The sequence below is a fragment of the Candidatus Nitrosopumilus sp. genome (assembly GCF_028278985.1).
Taxonomy (GTDB): Archaea; Thermoproteota; Nitrososphaeria; order Nitrososphaerales; family Nitrosopumilaceae; genus Nitrosopumilus.
This window is the reverse complement of sequence record NZ_JANQTA010000003.1, coordinates 13931-29418: the sequence shown is the minus strand read 5'-3', so window position 1 is coordinate 29418 and position 15488 is coordinate 13931. Positions and strand designations below refer to the sequence as shown.

The 15488-nt window shown below is 32.3% G+C and carries 23 protein-coding genes and 2 tRNA genes; 14 read left to right on the top strand and 11 right to left on the bottom strand.

Annotated elements, in window-relative coordinates:
* Positions 1–4 precede the first annotated feature (4 nt).
* A complete protein-coding gene (locus tag Q0941_RS01955) occupies positions 5–448 on the top strand; it encodes a COX15/CtaA family protein (RefSeq protein WP_299290832.1) in 444 nt (147 codons plus the stop codon).
* Here the strand turns inward: Q0941_RS01955 and Q0941_RS01950 are convergent.
* The gene (locus tag Q0941_RS01950; protein ID WP_299290830.1) at positions 438–956 is read right to left on the bottom strand and encodes a hypothetical protein; all 519 of its coding nucleotides are present in this window, start codon (positions 954–956) and stop codon (positions 438–440) included. The genes Q0941_RS01955 and Q0941_RS01950 overlap by 11 nt on opposite strands.
* 97 nt (positions 957–1053) lie before the next feature.
* Here Q0941_RS01950 and Q0941_RS01945 point away from each other — a divergent pair, with 97 nt between their 5' ends.
* Together Q0941_RS01945 and Q0941_RS01940 are read left to right on the top strand one after the other, a co-directional pair.
* Complete coding sequence (locus tag Q0941_RS01945) at positions 1054–1656, top strand: SRPBCC family protein (protein WP_299290828.1); 603 nt, start codon at positions 1054–1056, stop codon at positions 1654–1656.
* Between the two features lie 59 nt (positions 1657–1715).
* Positions 1716–1789: transfer RNA gene (locus tag Q0941_RS01940), tRNA-Lys, on the top strand.
* Between the two features lie 470 nt (positions 1790–2259).
* On the opposite strand, the gene Q0941_RS01935 is transcribed toward Q0941_RS01940, so the two are convergent.
* The 3 genes from Q0941_RS01935 to Q0941_RS01925 all read right to left on the bottom strand — a co-directional run bounded on the left by Q0941_RS01935 (position 2260) and on the right by Q0941_RS01925 (position 3178).
* Positions 2260–2403, bottom strand: a complete 144-nt coding sequence (locus tag Q0941_RS01935) for a hypothetical protein (protein WP_299290826.1) — start codon at positions 2401–2403, stop codon at positions 2260–2262.
* 114 nt (positions 2404–2517) lie between these two features.
* Positions 2518–2748: a hypothetical protein gene (locus Q0941_RS01930; RefSeq protein WP_299290825.1), complete on the bottom strand. Its 231-nt coding sequence runs from the start codon at positions 2746–2748 to the stop codon at positions 2518–2520.
* A 46-nt stretch (positions 2749–2794) separates the two neighbouring features.
* On the bottom strand, positions 2795–3178 hold the full coding sequence (locus Q0941_RS01925) for a response regulator (RefSeq protein WP_299290823.1): 384 nt from the start codon (positions 3176–3178) through the stop codon (positions 2795–2797).
* A gap of 165 nt (positions 3179–3343) precedes the next feature.
* Here Q0941_RS01925 and Q0941_RS01920 point away from each other — a divergent pair, with 165 nt between their 5' ends.
* A complete protein-coding gene (locus Q0941_RS01920; protein ID WP_367277458.1) occupies positions 3344–5101 on the top strand; it encodes a sensor histidine kinase in 1758 nt (585 codons plus the stop codon).
* Here the strand turns inward: Q0941_RS01920 and Q0941_RS01915 are convergent.
* Positions 5098–5652: a class I SAM-dependent methyltransferase gene (locus Q0941_RS01915; protein WP_299290821.1), complete on the bottom strand. Its 555-nt coding sequence runs from the start codon at positions 5650–5652 to the stop codon at positions 5098–5100. The genes Q0941_RS01920 and Q0941_RS01915 overlap by 4 nt on opposite strands.
* 236 nt (positions 5653–5888) lie before the next feature.
* Positions 5889–6803, bottom strand: a complete 915-nt coding sequence (locus Q0941_RS01910; protein ID WP_299290819.1) for a branched-chain amino acid transaminase — start codon at positions 6801–6803, stop codon at positions 5889–5891.
* Between the two features lie 85 nt (positions 6804–6888).
* Here Q0941_RS01910 and Q0941_RS01905 point away from each other — a divergent pair, with 85 nt between their 5' ends.
* Positions 6889–7095 carry a hypothetical protein gene (locus tag Q0941_RS01905; RefSeq protein ID WP_299290817.1) on the top strand — a complete coding sequence of 69 codons (207 nt, stop codon included), beginning with the start codon at positions 6889–6891 and terminating at the stop codon, positions 7093–7095.
* Between the two features lie 148 nt (positions 7096–7243).
* Here Q0941_RS01905 and Q0941_RS01900 read toward each other — a convergent pair whose 3' ends face one another.
* Both Q0941_RS01900 and Q0941_RS01895 read right to left on the bottom strand, forming a co-directional pair.
* On the bottom strand, positions 7244–8659 hold the full coding sequence (locus Q0941_RS01900) for an aspartate kinase (RefSeq protein ID WP_299290815.1): 1416 nt from the start codon (positions 8657–8659) through the stop codon (positions 7244–7246).
* A gap of 44 nt (positions 8660–8703) precedes the next feature.
* Positions 8704–9720, bottom strand: a complete 1017-nt coding sequence (locus Q0941_RS01895; protein WP_299290813.1) for a glycosyltransferase — start codon at positions 9718–9720, stop codon at positions 8704–8706.
* A gap of 79 nt (positions 9721–9799) precedes the next feature.
* Between Q0941_RS01895 and Q0941_RS01890 the strand changes: the two genes are divergently transcribed.
* A tRNA-Val gene (locus Q0941_RS01890) sits at positions 9800–9874 on the top strand.
* A 26-nt stretch (positions 9875–9900) separates the two neighbouring features.
* Here Q0941_RS01890 and Q0941_RS01885 read toward each other — a convergent pair.
* Positions 9901–10365 (bottom strand): hypothetical protein, encoded by a 465-nt coding sequence (locus Q0941_RS01885; protein ID WP_299290811.1) that lies wholly within the window; start codon positions 10363–10365, stop codon positions 9901–9903.
* Positions 10366–10733: 368 nt separating this feature from the next.
* Between Q0941_RS01885 and Q0941_RS01880 the strand changes: the two genes are divergently transcribed.
* Entirely contained in the window at positions 10734–11435 is a 702-nt protein-coding gene (locus Q0941_RS01880) for a hypothetical protein (RefSeq protein WP_299290809.1), read from the top strand.
* A gap of 36 nt (positions 11436–11471) precedes the next feature.
* Positions 11472–11717 (top strand): hypothetical protein, encoded by a 246-nt coding sequence (locus Q0941_RS01875; RefSeq protein WP_299290807.1) that lies wholly within the window; start codon positions 11472–11474, stop codon positions 11715–11717.
* Positions 11718–11728: 11 nt separating this feature from the next.
* Here Q0941_RS01875 and Q0941_RS01870 read toward each other — a convergent pair whose 3' ends face one another.
* Complete coding sequence (locus tag Q0941_RS01870; RefSeq protein WP_299290806.1) at positions 11729–12220, bottom strand: hypothetical protein; 492 nt, start codon at positions 12218–12220, stop codon at positions 11729–11731.
* Positions 12221–12300: 80 nt separating this feature from the next.
* Here Q0941_RS01870 and Q0941_RS01865 point away from each other — a divergent pair, with 80 nt between their 5' ends.
* Together Q0941_RS01865 and Q0941_RS01860 are read left to right on the top strand one after the other, a co-directional pair.
* Positions 12301–12552, top strand: coding sequence for a hypothetical protein (locus Q0941_RS01865; protein ID WP_299290804.1), 252 nt, complete (start codon positions 12301–12303; stop codon positions 12550–12552).
* 36 nt (positions 12553–12588) lie between these two features.
* Positions 12589–13035, top strand: a complete 447-nt coding sequence (locus tag Q0941_RS01860) for a hypothetical protein (RefSeq protein ID WP_299290802.1) — start codon at positions 12589–12591, stop codon at positions 13033–13035.
* Here the strand turns inward: Q0941_RS01860 and Q0941_RS01855 are convergent.
* Positions 13032–13913, bottom strand: coding sequence for a radical SAM protein (locus Q0941_RS01855; RefSeq protein ID WP_367277457.1), 882 nt, complete (start codon positions 13911–13913; stop codon positions 13032–13034). The genes Q0941_RS01860 and Q0941_RS01855 overlap by 4 nt on opposite strands.
* Positions 13914–14012: 99 nt before the next feature.
* Here Q0941_RS01855 and Q0941_RS01850 point away from each other — a divergent pair, with 99 nt between their 5' ends.
* From Q0941_RS01850 to Q0941_RS01835, 4 genes are read left to right on the top strand one after another with little or no spacing between them, the layout of a single operon-like run.
* On the top strand, positions 14013–14315 hold the full coding sequence (locus Q0941_RS01850) for a winged helix-turn-helix domain-containing protein (protein ID WP_299290800.1): 303 nt from the start codon (positions 14013–14015) through the stop codon (positions 14313–14315).
* Positions 14316–14340: 25 nt separating this feature from the next.
* Positions 14341–14625 carry a hypothetical protein gene (locus Q0941_RS01845; protein WP_299290798.1) on the top strand — a complete coding sequence of 95 codons (285 nt, stop codon included), beginning with the start codon at positions 14341–14343 and terminating at the stop codon, positions 14623–14625.
* Positions 14626–14660: 35 nt separating this feature from the next.
* Positions 14661–15104: a hypothetical protein gene (locus Q0941_RS01840; RefSeq protein WP_299290796.1), complete on the top strand. Its 444-nt coding sequence runs from the start codon at positions 14661–14663 to the stop codon at positions 15102–15104.
* Entirely contained in the window at positions 15094–15450 is a 357-nt protein-coding gene (locus Q0941_RS01835) for a reverse transcriptase-like protein (protein WP_299290794.1), read from the top strand. Before Q0941_RS01840 ends, Q0941_RS01835 begins: the two co-directional genes overlap by 11 nt.
* The last annotated feature ends 38 nt before the right edge of the window (positions 15451–15488 follow it).

The window sequence follows — 15488 nt, the reverse complement described above, 5'->3', positions numbered from 1 at the left end:
AATTTTGGCAATCCAATATCTTGCTCTAGCAACTATGATAGTGTTGTATTCGTTAATGTTCTTAGGTGGATATATTTCAGCAGCAGGACTTGGTTTAACATGTCCTGAATGGCCATTATGTCCAAACGGAATTATGCCATCTGAAGAATATTTGATTGAATGGATTCACAGATTGGCAGCAGCAACTACTGGTGCACTAGTAATAGCTACAATGGTTGCAGCTCTAATCAACAAAAATTCTGAAACCAAAATCAAAGTTACGAGTTCTCTTGCAACTGTTTTTGTAATTACTCAAATTACATTGGGCGCATTAGTAATCGATACAAAACTTCATGCAGTTTTAGTTGCAATTCATTTGGGAATTGGAATTTTATTATTCTCTATGGTATTACTCACAACTCTATTTGCATTTAGAATGGTACGAAATTCACTTACCGCTAAGATCTAGATTTTTTTAACATCTTTGGGATGTAAATGTAACCCATTACTCCGGTAAATACAAGTGCACCAACGGTAATTGCAATAATGAAGATATATCCAAATGGACTCTGAGTTCCCATGTTAAACTTGTATGCAATTACATCTCCTGAATGATTCATGTCATACAAGTAAATCTCTACAATATGATTCCCTTGCGTTCTCCAAACATAATCAAAGTCCCAGTGTCCACCTTCAATGGAAGTTGGAGGAACTGTATCTACTTGTTTGCCATTAAAGAAAAATTTTATTGCCATTGTGAATCTGTCTACTTCCTCAAAATCACTATCTGTGACTTTGACTAAAAATTGTGATGGCTCATCTATCTGCGGAAATTCTGGTGCAGTAGCCACTTGAACTCTATATCCAGAATGAAACTTTTCAGCAGAATTGAACATAGAGTGAGCATACGAATCATCGAAGATCGGCAAAATCATCAATAAAGCAAAGATCAGAAAAATTGATCGCTTCTTGGACATTATGGATTATTATGGATATCAGACGAATATATTGTAATTTAATTTCGTTGGGAAATCTTCAAAACCTTTAAATCCTTATTGGCAAGAAACTCAATCGTTGACCCTCGTTACAAAATCAATCGATATCAAAACACCTGTAGAGAATGTTTTTACCTACTTTGCAAGACCAGAACACGTTTCTGACCAGATTAAATCTGATGCAGTAGGCATGACAGTCGTTCCTATGGATATCAAGGAAGGAATGGGTGTAGGTACAACCTTTAGAATTATCGGTGACTTTAGCGGCAAACGTCTAGAGTGGGATTGTGAGACAATCGAGTTTGTCAGAAATGAGAAAATTTCTGCAAAACAAATCGAAGGTCCATTCAAGAAATGGCAAATTACCAATGAGTTCAAAGCCCTAGGTAACAACCTCACAAGAGTAACCATGTCAGTAGATTATGAAATGCCATTTGGTCCATTAGGAGCCATCATGGATAAAGCAAAATTTGCAAAGTCTGCTGAAAAAGGAATGGAAACTGCACTTTACAACGTTAGAGGTTTACTTGAAGGAAATGGTTCAATTCCGGTTTACATCACCTTAGATGCATACCAAAAACTTCTAGCCGAAAAGAAAAAGATGAACGATGTTCCAGTTTCAACTGCACTTACAGCAATCTTAGAAAAGTACAATGAAATTGAAGCAAAAGCTCAAAACTAAATTTTCATTTATTTTCAAATCTCAAGATTAATAACAACTTCATGCATATCTATTTTGGTGGGTCTATGGCGCAGCCAGGTAGCGCACAGGACTCTTAATCCTGCTGTCGTGGGTTCGAATCCCTCTAGACCCGCTGTTTAAAATTTTAATAAATTTTTCAAACTGTATTTTTTATTGTTGTATTTTGGTTACTGTGACGATTCAATTCATCCAGCCAACCTTTGACATCATCTACAATGTATGTCTTGATAAGTTCTGAGTGAATATCACACAAATTATCATTTGAATTACATTCTGGACATTTGATTATTTCTTGAATTGATTCTAGTGTTTTAAAATGACTATACGAATTAACATTAAAAGAATTCTTCAATGTTATTCCTATAATTGGGAAATATTAATCCACATGTAATTTTGAATAGATACATCTAGTATCCAAAAATTCCCAAAATTGGGACTTCTTAATATATTAATATATCATACTCATACTTTGTATGAACATTAGTTTGGCTACTAGAATAAAATGTCCTTATTGTGATAAAAAACTCTTTGGTGAGGGTAATCTTAAACGGCACATTAGGACTATACACAAAAAATCCTGATTTACTCTAAGCCTTTCTGAAGTACTTCATTTACGATTCTTGAAAAACTTACAGATGATGCTGATTCTTTAACTTTTTTGGCTTGCATATTTCGTAATTTTTTTGCAATATCACTATTCAGCATTATTGTGATTCTTTCAGCCATGCTATTTTGAGCACAAAGACATTATTTTGTTTATGTAAAATTGATAAATTTACAAAAACGTCAACGAAAATAGAATATTTCCATTTGTGGGAATTTGCACTAGGATATACCTGATCAAACCATTTCTGATAATTTTTTGATATGGGATGTATCATTTTTTGCTGCTAAATTTAGAGCATCTTGCATCTCATTTTTGTATTCTTCAACATCCTCTTGATTTTCTGTAATTATTTTGCACTCTTTTAGACTAGGTAGTTTTTTGAAATTTTTGTACTGCTCATATGTAACATAGCATGTATACTGGTGCTCTTCGTTTGCAAAACTGTATAGGATCTTAAATGGCATATTCTCACTAAATCATCAGAGTTAATGAATTTTTTGTAAGCTTTAGTTACAATTCTTTTTCAATTTTGTTTTTTCCATATTTTTCAGCCAAAACTAGAAGGTCATCTATACCAACAGGCTTTGAGATAACTTTAATCAAGCCCATCTTGATTACTTCTTGATTTTTTGGCTCAAATTCTGAAAATCCAGTTACAATCACAACATTTGCATCTTTATCGATTTTTTTGATTTTTTTAAATGCTTCATATCCGTTTAAGATTGGCATGTCCCCATCCATAATTACAAGAGATGGTTTAGATTCCATAAAATTTTCTACTCCTTCTTTTCCGTTTCTCGCAGTAATCACTTCAAATTGATGTAATTCTAAAATTTCTTTATAGATTACAAGCAAATCCTCATCATCTTCTACAATTAAGATACTATTGCCCATGCCAAGGGTAATATTGTCATACTTTCCTATTAAAGATCCGTCAGTATAATTTGTTACACATTTGATAATAACTATGATTTTTTTTACTCTTTTTTAGAGTAAAATTGGTTTTTAGAAGTATATCATACATTTTAAAAATAAATTTAATGAAAAGGTGTTCTCAATATGATGAAAAATAAACATGAAACAGATTCTAAAAAAATCTTAATTCCTTTAATTTTATCCCTTGTGGGATTTACAGCTTTATACCAGTTACGTCCTTTCCTCAGTGATTTTGAATTTTCATATGTATCTTTTCCAGCATATACCATTGTTCCTGCAGTATTGGTAGGTTTTGCATCTTTTATTACAATAAAACTTTACAGAAGAAATCATTTTCAAGTAAAAGCATTTTTGATGTTTACATTAGGAACTGTATGTTGGTTTGTTGCAGAACAAATCTGGCAAGCTTATGATTATTTTTGGGATGGAGAACCATTTCCTTCCGAAGCTGATATTTTCTATATCGCTTCATATCCACTCTTTACAGCATTTTTGTTTCTTTCATTAAAACCAATTTTATCATCTGTTAGTAGAAATGTTTGGCTATTTGCAATTGGTTTATCAGTTTCATTTCTTGTTCCATCAGTTGCAGCAGCTTATGATGATATTTATGGTGAATCATCGTTTGCAGTATCCATTGCCTTAGCGTATCCAATAATGGCATCAGTTCAACTGATTCCTGCAATTGTAGGAGTTCTTTTCCTTGCTAAAAAAGGTGCAAACTTTTCATGGATGTTGCTATTGTTTGGATTTATTGTATATGCTATAGCTGACACATTCTTCTTACTTGCTCAAATCGATGGATCTTACTATGATGGCCATCCTGTTGATGTGATGTACATCTACACTTTTCTTTTATGCATTTTTGCCATCCAAAGTAGATTAACCTCATTAAAACACGATCCAAATGAAGAAAAAACTTTCTTCTTTACAGAACACGTAAAATTTGAAACAATTAGTAAATTTGGAATTCCTCTAACTGTTGCCATTGTTTGTATGGTAATCTTAATCTCATTGATTGATGCTGTAATGCTTCAAACTGGAGAGGAGCTTTCCATTGAGAGCCTCATGTTGGGAATTGTTGGAATGTTGGCAGTTTTTGGAGTTATAGTAATCACTATCAACAAAAATCTCTCTAGACTAGTCCAAATGAGAACAAAAGAATTGACTGAACAACGTGACAATCTTGAAAATCTTGTAGAAGAAAAAACCGAAGAACTCCTAAAATCTGAAAGATTATCTGCAATAGGTGAATTATCTGGAAGATTGGCCCATGATTTGAGAAATCCCCTATCTGTTATCAAAATGTCAGTTGATTTGTTAAAACAAAGTAATGCTCAATCAAAATCCCCTGATGAATCATTTGAGAAAAGAGTAGGTTTGATTGAAAAGAGTGTTGAGAGGATTTCACATCAAGTTGATGACGTGTTAGGGTACGTACGAATTTCACCTTTAAAAATTTCCGCTGTAAATGTATATGATTTAATTCAAAACTCTGTAGAAAAAATTAACATTCCTGATGATATTCAAATGAATATTCCTAAAAATGAAATTAAACTTGATTGTGATCCGCTAAAATTAGATCCTGTTTTCATTAATCTTATAGTAAACGCAATTCAAGCCATGCCCGAAGGTGGGGAAATTAAAATAATAGTTTCCGAATCACATGATTCTGTAATCTTAGATTTTGTTGATTCTGGAATTGGAATACCAGAAAAAGATCTTGACAAAGTTTTTGAACCTCTCTTTACAACAAAACAAAAAGGAACTGGTTTAGGATTAGCAAGCTGCAAAAATATTGTAGAACAACATGAGGGTACAATCTCTGTTTCAAATGAACCTACAACATTTAGAATTATTTTACCAAAAAATCTGGGTTAAAGTTTTCTAAGTAATGTAAATCTAGATTTATCTGGGTCTATCTCTTCATGCATGTCAACGTTACTTACCATTCTTATTTTGTAATCCATCCATCTTTTTAGCATATTACGATTTTTATGGTGATCATCAATCTGTTTTTCAGATTGCTCAAATTTTTCACAATTCATAATGTATTTTTTTGCAACTCTGAACATTTCAGAAATTCCTTTTTGTAATGTTTCATCATCAAGATAATTTAGTAATTGATGGGTAAATACAAAATCAATTGATGAATCTTCAAATGGCAAATCTGTTATAGTGCCTTTCTTAAAATCTCCTTGAGGAAGTTTTTCTTTTGCAATCTTTAATGCATTTTCATTAAGATCAATTCCATTAATCTCAAACGTATCTGGAAATAATCGTAAATCTATTCCTGTCCCACATCCAATTTCTAACACACTAGTTGTCCTTAGAGAAATTGCTAAATCTCGTGTAAATTTTGAAAATTCTTCGTTGTATCTGGCTTCATTTTCTTCAGTATACTTGTTCCAAAAATCTTCATCATAAGCCATGAATTTTTTAAAATTAGAGCTTTATTTGTACTAATTATTGCATTGACATTTACATGGAATTAATTTAGTGTCAAATGTGCAGTCATGAGGTCCATCTGATTTACCTTGTGTGGGAATTTCTTTCATACAATCTTCGCAGCGTCCTTTTCTACAAAACCAACATATCTCAGGCGTATCTCCTGTTGTGCATGAATCCATAATTATCTATTGAGTTTGTTGGTAAAAAACTTCATGAATTAGATAAATGTCAACCATGGAAGGAATCTTTCATCCTTACCCATTACTGCATCAGAAAATGATTTTTGTAATGCTTTTGTTATATTTCCCATCTTTCCATTTCCTATCTTGACTTTGTCAATTTGGCTTACTGATTTGACCTCAGCAGCAGTTCCCGTCATAAAGATTTCATCGGCTGCATAGAGATCGTCTCTATCCAAATCTCTTTCAATCACAAATCCTCCATTTTCTTCAATAATCTGTATTACGCTGTCTCTGGTGATCCCTTCTAATCCTCCGGCAGATAATGGTGGTGTTTGTATAATGTCATCTTTTACAATGAAAATATTTTCAGCACTGCCTTCTGCAATTTTTCCATGTGAATTTAACATAATTGCTTCATCATATCCATTTTCTAATGCTTCCATTCTTGCCAATGCTGCATTTGCATAGTTTGATGCAGCTTTGGCTTGCATTGGTTGTGATCGTGAATCAATTTTTATCCAACTTGAAACTTTACATTTTGCTCCAGAGAATTTTCCAGCTTTTGATTCTCCCATCTTCCATTCCCAACATGATATAGAAACATCAACTTTGTTTTGTGTAGGTGTTAATCCCATTGTTCCATATCCGTAATATGCCAATGGTCTGATATAGCACTCTTTGTGACCGCTAGCTTTTACAGTTTTGATAATACCTTCGGTAACTTGTTTTTTATTAAATTGCATTTTCATTGAATATAGCTTTGCTGATTTGTAAAATCTATCAACATGTTCTGGAAGTCTAAAAATTGCTGAACCATTTGGAGTATTGTAGCATCTGATTCCTTCAAAGATTGATGTTGAATAATGTAATGCATGAGTCAGAACATGAACCTTGGCGTCTTTGAAAGGTACCAATTTCCCATTCATCCAAATTTTTCCTACTTCCTTCATAGGAGAGAGAAAAAAACATGCTAATTTAAAGAATTATCTTTTTTCCAATTAGAAACTACATATCTGAGAAATCTCAATATTCTTTATGGAGTGGACTTTGGGCTTTGTAGCAATTGCTTTACTGGTTATAGGCTTAGTTGGGCAGGCCTTTGAGATGAGAAAGATTCGTCAAACTACATACAAAGATGAGGAATTAGGCTCAGCAAATATTTTCATGAATAAAAAAAATTTCAAATGGTATGCTATACTAGGTGTAGGAATTGTAATCTGGTATGCTGCCGAGCGTATGTGATCAGATCTATATAGATCAGCTCTAAATAGTAGAAATTACTAATTATATTATCGCGTGTTTTGGGTAACGCCGGACTAAATCTAGATAACGGTCCAAGAACAAACCCATGATGGCGCTACTGGTGTAAACCCGTAACGCCACTCTTACACTAAATAAAATTAATTTTAGAAATCTCTTGGTGTATTGCCATTATTGCTTTTCTAATGTTGTCTTCTGCATCTTCTACAACAATGATTATTCGTGAAGTTTCTTCTTGAGCATCCATGTTTAGAATGTTTAATCCAGATTCACCAATCTTTGCACTTGTTCTTGATGCAACTTGCTGTACTCTCCACATTTCATCGCCAATCAAAGTTATAACACCTCTGTTGTAAGTGATGGTAGCTAGAGAATCAAAACCCAGGAAATATTTTTCATTTCTTTTGACATAATCTCCGTCAAGAAATAGTATTCTTGAAAATTCAATTCCGTCTTTAGTAAATGGTGATAGAATTACGAATTCGCTGTATCTTTTGTCTTTTTCAAGTGATGTTAATAATTTCTGAACCAAACTTGTTTCAATTCTTAGAATTGCACAATTCTCTTTGCCAGTAACAATTTTGATTGGATGTCCCTTTTGTTCATCTAAAACTCTTTTAATTATTGTAATCTTTTCAGGATTTTTCATATTTGTTACAGTGATGGGCATGTCTACACCATTTTCTAGAATCTCTTTAATTGCAATTGGATCTAAAATTTTCATTCCAAACATTCCAGCTAATCTTGCTTCATTATATGATAATTGATGTACTTCTGCTAATCCGTCATCGACAATTTTAGGATCTGCTGAAACTACTGCACTATCTTTTTCAAAGTCTATACTTGTATCATATTTTTTATGAAATAAAATTCCAAGATCGGCAGCTGTTCTATCAGAACCCCCTCTTTCATAGGTAGTAGTTACATTATCTACTGTTTTTCCAATAAATCCCCCAATTGCGACAACCTCATTTTCTTCAACTAGCTGAGCAGTTTTTTCCATTTTACCCCTGGATTCAGAAGGAAGAAAATTTGTGGATTCTATGTTGTTATCTGTGATAATTGGCCAATTCTCGTATTCTACTGCATCAGATTTGATTCCATTACTGCGTAAAATGTAATTCATTACATGTGACATTAGAATTTCACCTGAGAATGCTAGGGCCCTAGATCTTACTTCATCTGCAAACTCTTTTTTTGAATATGCCTCATCAAGGGCTTTTTTGGCTTTTTCCAAGTGTGAATTTATTGAATTTTTACAACTTTCCTTGTTTTCTTCATTGACTAATTCTAAAATTTTATCATAAGTTGCTTTTACTCCATCTAAAGTTGGTAAAGTTCCATTTTCAGAGTTTCTTCCTTGCTCTAGTATCACATCAGTTAGAGACCTTTTCTTTCCATCAACCATAGTCAATGGAGCTGAAAAGACAGCAAGTACTTTGGAATCTTTCTTCATATCTCCAATCCTTTGAATTATTTGAGGAATAGATACTCCATCAGGTCCAATTGCACTTCCTCCAAATTTTGCAACTACAAGATTAGTCATGGTACTTTTTCAAATCGAATTGGCCATCTATTAAGCTTTGAATATTATTTGATAATTTTCTGAATAATCTCTGCTGCTTTTTTTGCTCCTTCTGTATTTACTTGATTTCTCTTCTCTTCAAGTTTTGATGAAATTATTTTTTCTAGTCTGAAAACATCTTGAAATTCATATCCTTCATCTCTGGCATTGTCTTCTTGCTCAAAATGTCCTTTGATAGGAATGAATATGCCTGGTGTTCCATATGCCTTGGCCTCATCAATAGTTGATTTTCCTGCAAGTGAAATTACTAAATCTGCAGCATAAATTAATTCATGCAGGTTTTCAACAAAACCAAAATTTCTAACATTTTCAAATTTTTTACTAACTGAAGGACCTGAAACTAGAATAATTTCTAAATCTTGATCTATTTTTGAAATTGCATCTATTGCTTTTTGAATCAAAAATAATCCCGCGTCAGTTCCTCCAATTGAGATGACAATTGTTTTTTTCTTAAATTCAAATTTGTCACGTAATTCTTCTCTTGTATGTTGTGTCTCTCTTACAATTGGTCCTACTTTTTTGATATTTTCATAATCATCGCCATTTTCAGGTAAAATCACTACATCACATTTTTTGATAATTTCATTCATGGATTTATTCATCTTTTTTTCAATAAATGATGCTAGCCCTTTAGTAAAATGAGTCTCTAAAATATCAGTAACTAAAATTGTTGGTATTTTTTTTTCTTGTGCAACTGTTAATGATGCAAAATCTTCATCACTAACTACAAGATTTGAATTTGATTTTTGTAAAATAGATTCTGAAATATTTTTACAATCTTTGTAATATTTGTAATAATTCCATAACCATTTTGCTGGGTTTTTTAGTGAACCATTTTCTACAATGAATGAAGGTGGATTGTAAACATCATCCACTTGCCAGTTAATTTTTTTTAGAATTTTTGCAGCTCCACTACCTGTAACAAAATTTGCTTGTAGGTCTTGCAGATTATTTGTAATGGCAATATCCCTTGTTACATGTCCTAACCCAATTGGACTGGAAAAAAAATCAAATCTAGTCATATTTTTGTAAATTCCTAATCAAATTTTTAGATTCTCCTATGTCTCAAAGTTTAAATGGTTTTCAACAACGAAGGTCACTGGGCCCATAGTCCAGGTCGGTTATGACGTCGCCCTTACACGGCGAAGATCCAGGGTTCAAATCCCTGTGGGCCCATTTTTAGAACTAAAAAATGATTATTCCTAATCTTTCTTGTACAATTTTGTAAGATAGACTCCAATATTGACTGCCACGACAAATATTGTGGCTGCAATTACATGAGCAGTTACTGATGCCAAATACGCCTCTTGACCAATCTCCAAAAAATAATAATGAAAACCCCATCTTGATGTAAAAAACAAAACTTCAGCTATTCCTACAGAAGTTACCATTTTGACTAAATCTTTTTTTAGTTTCTTCTTATCTATCGAACCAGATTCTGTAAGATATTTTTGCTTATTGTCTTTGTAATATAATATTGTAAAAACAAGATAGTAAATCCCATAACTTAGAAGAATTGTTAGTGTGGCATTTACATAACCTTCTTGATCTTTTATTGCTTGAGCAAATATTGCTGAAACGATCATTGCAGAAATGATTGAGACAATTAGATTGCGATTAAGCGTAAGGTAATCTCTGTATTTTTTAACATACTCCTTTAGCATCATTTGAAAATCTACTTGGAATTAATTTTAAAATATTTTATAGATATCCCTTACTTCACGATTAGTAAAATAGGGATTGGGCCAAAGTTGCCCAATCCTTGGACGGTGGTAAACTATAGCAAATGACTCTATCTAGGATTACCAAATATTCTTGAGTCATTTTACATAAAAGAGAATAGTAGAAATTCTCAGTATGATCTAAATACTATTTTTTCAAATTACATTCAATTGGAACTGTCACCAAATAACTAATCGTTGTTGGTCTTAAGATCCAATTATTTTTGATACCTTAATCTCTCAAGCCTACCTAGTGACAAACATGATGAATTCATAGAGATGCTTATATCCAATAGAATTTTGATTTTTAATACTTGAATAAAATTCTGGACAAAAAAATTACAATTCCACTTCTTGCTATTTTAAGCATCTTTACTATTAGTATTCTAACATTTTCACCAAATATTGTTAGCGCATATGATGATCAGTTTGAAATTCCGGAAATTTCTGGAACAATCATAGTCTCTGATGAATCTGAAAATTATTCCCAAGATGCAAAAATCGCTCTTAGTGTTGCAATGTCTGTAGGTGAAAATTCAGTTGAAAATGGAAAAGCAATGTGGGGTAAACTAGATGTAATTCAAGGATTTCTTGTTTACAAAATTGGAATTCTAGCAAATGATGATGTTTTTCATAAAGTGATAGTAGACGCTGGAAATGGAGTTGCTCTCTATGTTTCTGATGGAATCACAAAAGACAACTGGAAGCATTCTAAACAAAAAGATTCTCAATCAGATAAAAAATGGAAAGATCATTATGCAAACTTAACTCCTGAAGAAAGAGAGCTGAAAAAACAACAATGGAGTGAAGTAAAAGATGCATTTTTTGCATTATCTATTGATGAAAGAGCAAAAATGATTATGCATTTTATGTCTATGAAGGTACAATGGGAATCACTATCTGAAGAAGAAAAAGATGCAAAAAAACAAGAAATGAAATCAATGATGGAAGAATTACTACCATTATCTGTTGAAGAAAAAACTCAGAAATTACGTGAATATGTTAATTCACTTTAATCATCTGATACTCAACAAATTTTGTGAGTGTTTATTTTGAATAATCTGATAATTGTAGCAGTAGTTATGACTATTGGAATTATAGTTGGAGTCATGGGATCATACAACTATCAGGATGTTGCACATGTACGTGATCAAAGAAATCTTCAATTAACATTAGAAGATTGTAAAACACTATTCAATGAAGGCTTAGAGCGTGATAATTGTTTTGAGAAATCATATGATGCATTTGGAACTGAAGAACAAAAGCAACAATGGAAATTGGGATACACAAATCCATAATTATTGCAAAACTAACCTATCTTACAACAACTTTTACTCTGAAGCCCTCTTGCAATCCACCAAATTGAAAAAACCAAAACTCCAACTGAGATGAATTTCAATTCTAATCCTTGCATTGGGAATAATGATAGTCCTCCAATAGCACCTAAAATTACAGCCAAAGGAGCAGTACATGCAGGACATCCAGGAGTAAATGCGGCAAATGCTCCTCCTAATACTGCAGATGAATTTGATTTTACTGAATTCATCATCTTCATTCTTTTCATCTTAAAAGCCATCATTGCAAAATTGATTCCAGCCAATGCTGAAATAACTATAGTCAAACCAATTGACGTAATTATGTAAGATGGAGCAAGGTCAATTGCTGCATCAAAATGTGTAGGGAGCATAGACATTGTTAGGTAGTAATAGATTATTCCTAAACCAGTTCCACTAAGAATTGCAATAGATGCATATCTTCTAATTGTTAACACATTGGAGATTAACTGTAGTTTGCTTACCAAGTAGAATTATTTCTGTTTCATCATATTTTAACTATTTTTGATTCAACAAAGATTATTACCCATAAAATCATCAAAAAATCATGCCTGAGTTTACTTCCGAAGAAAAAACAATTCTTGTTCAATATGGGATAAAAAAATATGAAAATGAAGAAACTGTTTTTGAAAAACTAAAAACAATTCTTTCAGAAAAAGATATTCAAAGAAATATTGATACTCTTTTGGGGACTCAACGTGTAAGACGCATTGGACCTGAAATTCTTCAAAATAATGAAAGCCATACAGAACTTCCAGAACTACCTGAAAATCTTAAACCAATAATTGATAATCTATAACCTAAATTTTTATAATTCCAAAAATCACTGATTTGTGTGAATAAAGTAATTTTTCTCTCTAGCATTATTGCTATGAGTATTCTTTTTACATTAACATCTGATTACACTTTTGCTCATCCTCATTCAGGCCAAATTATGGTAAATGAACACTCACATGATTCCCAATCTGAAATAGTTCCTCTTAGTGGAATGATTGGCCTAGAAAAAACTACACTGTACTTTCATACCCCTGAAAATAATTCACTTCCATGGGGATTTGTTGAAGGAAAAATTGCAAATCATGTAGAAGGATTTCCTGTAGTAATTCAAATTTTCAAAGATGGAGATGCAGTACATTTTGCTCAGACCAGTGTTGATCAAAATGGTAACTATGAATACAAATTTCGAGTAATGTATTCTCAAAATTCAGAGACAATCAATATCTTTGATGGTGATTATACAGTAAAAATCTTCAAAGTTGTATATCTTAATGACTTTATCTAGAATCCACGTAACCCTTGTGGACGCATAATTTCTGGATGCTGTTTCATCCAATCAATCTTCTCTAACATTGCCTGTTTGTCATGTGGAAATGTTCCCTTTATTGTGTAAGCATTTGAACCGTGGTTTGCCCTAAATACAATCTCCTCTTTTGTATTGATTTGTTCAATCAAGTCATGAAGCTCTTCTAGTGATTCATCATCATTAATTCTGATAAATGGCTCTTTGAATTTATCTAAGAATTCTTGTTTGATTCCATTTTCTAAATACAATGTTAATGCACCAACATAGTTTGGCGAGCATGCACTAATTACTTCAGCAGTACCTCTGATATGCTCTTTAGAATAGGTTCTTCCTCCTAAACCTAAGATTACCATGCATGACATTACATATCCTGCAGCCTTTGCTTTATTGACTGACTTGATGATTGTTTTTCCAATAGCTCCTTTGGTTACTTTTTTCAAAACAATGTCTGAACCACTTTCAATTCCAAGATAAAACATATCTAATCCTGCTTCATTCATTCTTTTCAATTCATCATCTGTTTTTTTCAAAATATTCATTGGCATTGCATAGCATGAAATTCTTTCAATATTTTGAAATTTTTCTCTAATGTATTTTACAATTTTTATCATAAATTCTGTGTCAAGGTTTAATGCATCACCATCTGCAAGAAAAACTCTTTTTGTGTCAGGCAAATAATTTGCCATCATGTCAATTTCACCTTTAATTTCTTCCCAAGATCTTTCAGAATATTCTTTTGATCTGTACATGTCACAAAACGAACATTCGTTAAACGAACATCCTAAAGTTACTTGAAAAATTAGTGAACGAGCTTCTGAAGGTGGTCTGTATAGTGGAGCATCATAATTTAGCATCAATTTCTAATCACTATTTTTGGCTGATTATGTTTTTTATACTTTCTACTTTGTTTGAACCAGAATCTCTTTTAGTGGTAAAAGAGCAGAAATTTCAATACTATGGCAAATGATCCTGATGCAAAAAGACTACTTTGGTTTGTCTTTGCAGGTTCTAGAGGCGGATTAAATCGTTTGAAAATTATTTCCAAGGTTCGTGAAAATCCATTTAACATTAATCAATTAGCAAAAGAGTTGAGCCTTGATTACAAGGCTATTCAGCACCATATTCGTGTGCTTGAAAAAAATAATCTGATTACCAGCGTGGGAGAAAAGTATGGTGTAACCTACTTTATCTCAACATATCTTGAAGTCAATATGGAGTCATTTGAAGAAATTGAGAGAAAATTGGATAAAAGTAAATAAAAGCTCAGGGGGTGTTTGTCACTAAATGGAGCCTACTTCTCTAGTTCTCTCAATTGTATCTATAGCAAATATGGGTATTCTGGGAATTCTGGTTTGCATTTTTGCAAATATGTTTCGCAAAACTAAGGCACAACTTCCCTTAGGAATGATAGTTGTTGCAGGAATGTTATTTTTACATAATGTAATTGGTGCAATTGGATATTTCTCACATGACATGATATTCTCACACAGTATTTTCCCATACATGCTTGGAGTAGGAATAGCTGAATTAGCCGGATTGATAATTTTTCTAAAAATTACTCTTGATTAATCTTAGTTTAATTGTAACAGCCTAGTGGAACAATAGTGTTACAAGAATATCTAAAGTTAAACAAGAATATCTTAATTGCTTTTGCAGCTTCAATTATAATTTCAGCAATCATTGCACAAATTTTATCTGATCAAGCTGATTATCTCAACACAACTTACACAACAATTGCAGATTATGTGATTTACTTTTCAGTATTTAGTGGAATGTTCTATCTAGATAATAGAAAAAAATATCGAACAGCTGATGGAAAAACAGATTCAACTAAACTTAAACATGATTTAAAAAAATTAATTACTTCACTTGGAATTGCTGAAGTAGTCTACACAATTGTTAGATGGGCTTTGCAATACTATCTTCTTACAATAGACTATGATCCATACTTGGCATCAATTATATCGCAAGGTATATCCACCATAGTCTATATGATAGTAGTAAATTTGAGCGTAAAACTAACGAGGTTGTATAAAGATGGGTCTTAGTATTTTTGTTGATGGCTCGGGAGGAACAAATGGTGGATATGGATTTTTTGTTAAAGAAACAGGGGAATCATTTTATGAAAAAAAACCAGAGATTACCAATAATCAGGCTGAATATATGGCAATAATCTCTGCTCTAAAAAAATTCGTAGATGCAGATGATGAAATTATAATTTTCAGTGATTCAAAAAATACAGTAAACCAACTAAATCATGAATTTGCCATTAATAATGAACAACTACGAAATCTTGCAAGAGAAGCATGGGCAATAATTGGTAAATTTTCAAATCTAACTATTACTTGGGTTCCAAGAAAAGAGAATCTAGCAGGTAAAATGCTTGGAAGCTAAAGTAGAGATCAGAATTTTCTATGAATAACTTTATTATA

Coding starts and splice junctions, on each gene's coding strand:
- Q0941_RS01845 (WP_299290798.1), top strand. CDS start 14,341: ATGGAGCCTACTTCTCTAGTTCTCTCAATTGTATCTATAGCAAATATG.
- Q0941_RS01905 (WP_299290817.1), top strand. CDS start 6,889: ATGGAGTGGACTTTGGGCTTTGTAGCAATTGCTTTACTGGTTATAGGC.
- Q0941_RS01950 (WP_299290830.1), bottom strand. CDS start 956: ATGTCCAAGAAGCGATCAATTTTTCTGATCTTTGCTTTATTGATGATT.
- Q0941_RS01915 (WP_299290821.1), bottom strand. CDS start 5,652: ATGGCTTATGATGAAGATTTTTGGAACAAGTATACTGAAGAAAATGAA.
- Q0941_RS01910 (WP_299290819.1), bottom strand. CDS start 6,803: ATGAAGGAAGTAGGAAAAATTTGGATGAATGGGAAATTGGTACCTTTC.
- Q0941_RS01885 (WP_299290811.1), bottom strand. CDS start 10,365: ATGATGCTAAAGGAGTATGTTAAAAAATACAGAGATTACCTTACGCTT.
- Q0941_RS01930 (WP_299290825.1), bottom strand. CDS start 2,748: ATGCCATTTAAGATCCTATACAGTTTTGCAAACGAAGAGCACCAGTAT.
- Q0941_RS01925 (WP_299290823.1), bottom strand. CDS start 3,178: ATGGGCAATAGTATCTTAATTGTAGAAGATGATGAGGATTTGCTTGTA.
- Q0941_RS01850 (WP_299290800.1), top strand. CDS start 14,013: ATGGCAAATGATCCTGATGCAAAAAGACTACTTTGGTTTGTCTTTGCA.
- Q0941_RS01920 (WP_367277458.1), top strand. CDS start 3,344: ATGATGAAAAATAAACATGAAACAGATTCTAAAAAAATCTTAATTCCT.
- Q0941_RS01835 (WP_299290794.1), top strand. CDS start 15,094: ATGGGTCTTAGTATTTTTGTTGATGGCTCGGGAGGAACAAATGGTGGA.
- Q0941_RS01865 (WP_299290804.1), top strand. CDS start 12,301: ATGCCTGAGTTTACTTCCGAAGAAAAAACAATTCTTGTTCAATATGGG.
- Q0941_RS01935 (WP_299290826.1), bottom strand. CDS start 2,403: ATGGCTGAAAGAATCACAATAATGCTGAATAGTGATATTGCAAAAAAA.
- Q0941_RS01895 (WP_299290813.1), bottom strand. CDS start 9,720: ATGACTAGATTTGATTTTTTTTCCAGTCCAATTGGGTTAGGACATGTA.
- Q0941_RS01900 (WP_299290815.1), bottom strand. CDS start 8,659: ATGACTAATCTTGTAGTTGCAAAATTTGGAGGAAGTGCAATTGGACCT.